Genomic DNA, 4,912 nt, shown 5'->3' with positions numbered 1-4,912 from the left:
TTCCAAACAGCGCTAGAATTTTTTCAAAAACGATACGGCATAAGCAACGTTGCTTATGCGCAAGTCCATTTAGACGAACCTATCCCCCATATGCATTTAGGCGTTGTCCCATTGCGTGAGGGACGATTAACAGCAAAAACGGTTTTTACCCGAGAAGAATTGCGAAACATTCAAGCCGAATTGCCCGACTATTTAACACATGCTGGATTTGATATTTCACGTGGCCAAAAGAAAAAAGCGCGCAACCCACTCAAACTGGAGGAAGAATGGGAACAACTTGCGCAAGAAAAAGAAGCTTTAGCGTTAGAACGACAAACGTTTCAAGACTATCTTCAAGCCATTGATTCTGAGACAAAACAGTTTCAAGAAAAACTAAACAGCTGGGTAACCTTTCCCCTATTTTCTAAAACAGCCAAGTTATCTCACGAACACTATCAAGAGCTATGTGACCTGTTGGAACAAGCAAAGAAAGCCATGAATATTTCAAAAATAACAAAAGAAGTCAATAAAGACTTGTTGCTAGAAAACAAAAATTTAAAGTACTACAATCAAGAATTAATCAATATTTCCAAACGGGTAGCTTCGGAAAATGGACAATTAAGAGAGAGGCTTGCCAAATTAAAAAAAACTTCGCCAGAAAATAACTAAAATCAATTTAAACAGCTCTAATTTCAATTCTAAGAGCTTTTAAATTAAATCAGGTGTAAAATATCGATTTAACCAGAAAATCGCTTAGAACGAAAAATAAAGGCATTCGGTGGAAATTGTATATTTGCTTTTTTTAGTCTAATTTGTTATATTAGACATGCGAAGCGAGATTAAATAGCATGGATACACCAAAAAGCCCTCCTACAGCGAATAGGAGGGCTTTTTTTGCGCTGTTGCGACTGCAGCGTTGGAGTTAGAAGGCAACTGCTTCGACTATCGGCTAATCGTCTAACCAACGATCAACTAGTAAAAGTACTAGACCTACTAAAAGCGGGGCGATAATCAACGAGATTAATTTTTCTAACATGGATAACACCCCCTTACGGGGCAGTTGCCGTTAATGAGTATAGCATAATTGCTTTAGGGTTGTTAGGGCTTGCCCTGACCGCCTGTAAGGCGCCTACAAACAAGAATAAGGGATTTATACTGAAACTGTCTTAAAACGGCTTAAACAAGCTCTCAGAGCCTCACAAAGACCTCTTTAAAAACGGGGTTAGCAAAGGAGCCTTTAGGCGACTGCGCAGTACAATGTGAGAGCGAAGCGAACACACCTTTTAAGCGACCGTAGGGAGCAAGATTTACAGTTTAGAAAAATTCGCGAACCTGTTTGAGGAAAAAAGGAATGGATTTTAGGCGGGAAATTTCTCGCGCGCACGCGCGTTTAATTTTATATTATTTTTATATATATTTTTTTAATACTTTTTAAAACCTTTTTAGGCGGGCTGTGTGCCATGTGGCTCTAAGGGAGAGCGGAGGGTACTAACACCTTTTTATCTGAGTACTAACACCTTTTTATCTGAGTACTAACACCTTTTTATCTGAGTACTAACACCTTTTTATCTGAGTACTAACACCTTTTTATCTGTTTTTGTAACAAACACTATCCATTGACTATTAGGGTAGTGTTTGTTATATTAATATCCGTGAGGGGGCGAAAGGAATGAAAGAAAAAACGGAATTAGCTGTTAAATATCAAAACAAATTAAACTTAGTGCCTTTAAAAAATTTCAATTCCAAAGAAATGGATTTATTTTTTGCTTTATGTGCACGAATGAAAGAACGTGGAACTGAAGAGATTGCATTTACTTTTGAAGAACTTCGGAATCTTAGTGACTACAAAATGACTGCTACTAAAGCTTTTATAAAGGATTTAGATAGCATGTACAGTAAAATGTTACAACTAACTTACCGTGAAAATTTATTTGATGACGATGATGACGGATTCAGACGTTTTGTTTTATTTACAGGCTTTGAGGTAAGTACAAAACAGCAAGTAGTTAAAGTTAGCGTAAACTCTAAACTTGAATCAGTTATAAATGGCTTAACTACCGAATTTAGCAAGTTTGAGCTTGCAGCCTTTACGTCGATTCGTTCAAGTTATGCAAAAACATTGTTCCGTTTGCTTATGCAGTATCGCTCTACAGGATATTACCAAGTAAATATTGATGAATTTAAGGAAATAATGGACGTTCCAAAATCGTACACACAAATGGGTCAGATTGATCAAAAGGTTCTAAAACCAGCAATGAAAGAGCTCGATAATTATTTTGAGAACTTGGAATTAATAAAAGTCAAAGCAAAAAAAGGCAATAAAATTGCCAAACTAGAATTTATGTTTACTGGTCTGAAAAATAATAAAACAAGCATAACCATGCATGACTGGGTAAACGGAGAATAAAAAAAGAACTTGCCCCCTCACAATTAAGTAAGTTAGCAAGTTCCTCATGCAATCTTCCGGACTGCTAGATTATTTTAGCATATTTGCGTGAGGACTTCTAAAATAAATTATTTTGGAGGTCATTCTCATGACAAAACAAGTAAACACAATCATTATCAAAAACAAAAAAGCGTATATTCGCAAAGAAATTCAAAACTTATTAATTGAATTTCGTCAACTAAAACAAGAGGTTTCTGTAGGTGCTGCTCAACATGAAATGTTTTTAAACTATCGAGAAATAGCAAAAAATCTGTTCTTCAGTAATTACACAAAAGGCGGTTTATCTTACGCTTTACGAAAACAAAAGAAAGATTACAAATTCCTAGAAAAAATACTTTTAAAAAGCTCTCTAAACGATACTGAAGAAAAGGAATTAAGTGAAATGCTTGAAAAAAACAAGGCAAATATTAAAGCTTGGTGTATACCAGCTAACACTAATAAAGCAATATTAGTTCTTAGAAAGTGCGTTGAACAACAGCGAGAAAAAAAATAGATCTATAAAACTACAAAAAGCCATCGTATCCCTTGATACGATGGCTTTTTGTAGTTAATTAAATTGTTTTATAACATAAAATACAATCATTCACTAGCAAATAAAAGCTAACAGGTAGAATGTGGTTTTTTCCGTTGTTCAAAAATTCTTATTCCATTCACTATTAAAATAGCAGGTATTCCAAAGTAAAGGAAGAATTGATTAGCAGGCAACACAAAATACAAAATAATACCTGCAATAACAGCTAAAACCAGAGCAATTTTGGTTAATTTCATAGAATATTCCTCCTAACTTAAAGTTTTATTTAATAACATAATTTTGATTAGAACTATAGTTGTAGGTTGTTGTATTACTAAAATGAGCAATATAGTTTAATTGAACCCCTTTTCCTCTCCTTGCTGCTGTAACAAAGACATTATTAGCATTAACTGCAGAACCAAAAACCAATGATACAATTCCTGGTGTCAGTCCAGACAAACCAATAAAATTTGAAATAGCTGAAACAGTTTTAAGGTTACCAGTTTGTCGAGATAATTGTTTACATTTAGCAGGACTTACATAATAACTCATTCTATAACATCTATAACCAGCATGGTTGTGTCTATATGAGCTACTGCTAGCTTCAACGGTAGTTGTATTAGCTACTAAAGCAATACAAGAACTACTAAAAATCAATGAAATACTTGCAATACCAACAATAAGTTTTTTCTTGTAACTCATAAAATCACCCCTAATTTTCAATTAGAGAAAACGTTTTCTTTGTTTTTAGAATAGTCTGACAATTTCATTTTGTCAATATTTTTTCAATAAAAAAAATGAATACTTATATTCTTTTTATTGATAAATGATATAGTTATATTTCTTTTTCTTAAAAAGCTTTATAACAACTTTTTATATCGTCAAAAGGTTAATTCATAACAATTGGTATATGCGTTTCTGAAGGTTTCTTTATTCTTTATATTTTCACTTACTTAATTCGTCTAAAAGCTTTCTATTGCAAATTATTCAAATTGTTATTTTATAAATTTCTTTCACTTGTTTAATAAATGTTCTGAAGAGCATAAGGGGAAATGGGGGACACACAGGGTGTCCCGCCTTGCAGTGCAAGGCTTTCCGGTGTAGTACATTTTTGCTCACTCATAGCACATTCATAGTAGGTATATAGCAGGTTTCTAACATGTGTTTTAAGCTTGATTTAATGCGATTTTATACATTGTCATAATACATTTATAGCAGGTATGTCGTATGAACCTAGCACATTTATAGCACCTAAAAATTTAGGTGTTTTTGTTATTTTATAAAAAACGGTTTTCTCAACAATTAAGTGAGGTATTTCTTAAAAATTTAATGGGTATTTTCCTAGAAAATTGGCTAAAATTTCCGTTTTTACTCGAAAAAACAATTGGTTTGTTTACAAGATAAAGTCTATTTATTATACTTTATACAAATTAGTTTTTCAGTCGGTAAAAAGACGGTTTTTACCGTTAAAAATTCAAAAACCGCATAATATCAAGGTTTTCGCCAGCCGGCAGAAACCGCTTTTTAGCCGATTTTCACAAAAAAAGTGATATCATGCTAGAACCAAACCGCACTGCGGTTTATATCAATTTTGATATCAGGTTCCCCTTATGCTCTTACAAAAAACTTGTGAAAAAAATTCCCTCAAAAAAACAAAGGAGGTTGTCCGCATGTCTATGCTTATTGCGCGTATGCAAAAAATTAACCGAGGAACGTTAACCATTATCGAAAATCACAACAAAAGAAAGTTCAAATCTCCCCTGCCCAAAGAAATCGATACCACACTTACCTGCTTAAATTATGACCTCGTGTTAGATTCAAGTATCAGCTATAAAAAAGCAATTATCGGATATATCACTCAAAACAAAGCAACTGATCGTGCGCTAAGAAAAGACGCCATTCTTGTAGTGGAATGGTTGATTAGTAGTGATTCTGCTTTTTTTATCTCGTTATCTCCAGAAGAAATTCACCGATTT

General features: G+C 33.6%; 7 protein-coding genes. 4 read left to right on the top strand and 3 right to left on the bottom strand.

Annotation, left to right across the window (positions count from 1 at the left end):
• The coding region (locus tag IGJ90_RS15135) for a plasmid recombination protein (protein ID WP_438768543.1) at positions 1-648 on the top strand (648 nt) is incomplete at its 5' end.
• 280 nt (positions 649-928) lie between these two features.
• Here IGJ90_RS15135 and IGJ90_RS15130 read toward each other — a convergent pair.
• Positions 929-1,015, bottom strand: a complete 87-nt coding sequence (locus IGJ90_RS15130; protein WP_128712842.1) for a type I toxin-antitoxin system Fst family toxin — start codon at positions 1,013-1,015, stop codon at positions 929-931.
• 633 nt (positions 1,016-1,648) lie between these two features.
• Here IGJ90_RS15130 and IGJ90_RS15125 point away from each other — a divergent pair.
• On the top strand, positions 1,649-2,386 hold the full coding sequence (locus IGJ90_RS15125) for a replication initiation protein (RefSeq protein WP_438768542.1): 738 nt from the start codon (positions 1,649-1,651) through the stop codon (positions 2,384-2,386).
• Positions 2,387-2,513: 127 nt separating this feature from the next.
• Positions 2,514-2,918 (top strand): hypothetical protein, encoded by a 405-nt coding sequence (locus IGJ90_RS15120; RefSeq protein ID WP_438768541.1) that lies wholly within the window; start codon positions 2,514-2,516, stop codon positions 2,916-2,918.
• Positions 2,919-3,025: 107 nt separating this feature from the next.
• Here IGJ90_RS15120 and IGJ90_RS15115 read toward each other — a convergent pair whose 3' ends face one another.
• Both IGJ90_RS15115 and bacA read right to left on the bottom strand, forming a co-directional pair.
• Complete coding sequence (locus tag IGJ90_RS15115; protein ID WP_172675444.1) at positions 3,026-3,193, bottom strand: hypothetical protein; 168 nt, start codon at positions 3,191-3,193, stop codon at positions 3,026-3,028.
• Positions 3,194-3,218: 25 nt separating this feature from the next.
• A complete protein-coding gene (bacA, locus tag IGJ90_RS15110) occupies positions 3,219-3,638 on the bottom strand; it encodes a bacteriocin 51 precursor BacA (protein WP_438768540.1) in 420 nt (139 codons plus the stop codon).
• Positions 3,639-4,606: 968 nt separating this feature from the next.
• On the opposite strand from bacA, the gene IGJ90_RS15105 reads away from it, so the two are divergent.
• A partial coding sequence (locus IGJ90_RS15105; RefSeq protein ID WP_438768539.1) for a plasmid recombination protein occupies positions 4,607-4,912 on the top strand: 306 nt, incomplete at its 3' end.

Source organism: Enterococcus sp. AZ129 (assembly GCF_051714505.1).
Classification (GTDB): Bacteria; Bacillota; Bacilli; order Lactobacillales; family Enterococcaceae; genus Enterococcus; species Enterococcus faecalis.
Note: the sequence above shows the minus strand (reverse complement) of the source record. Positions and strands in the feature narration are given on the sequence as shown.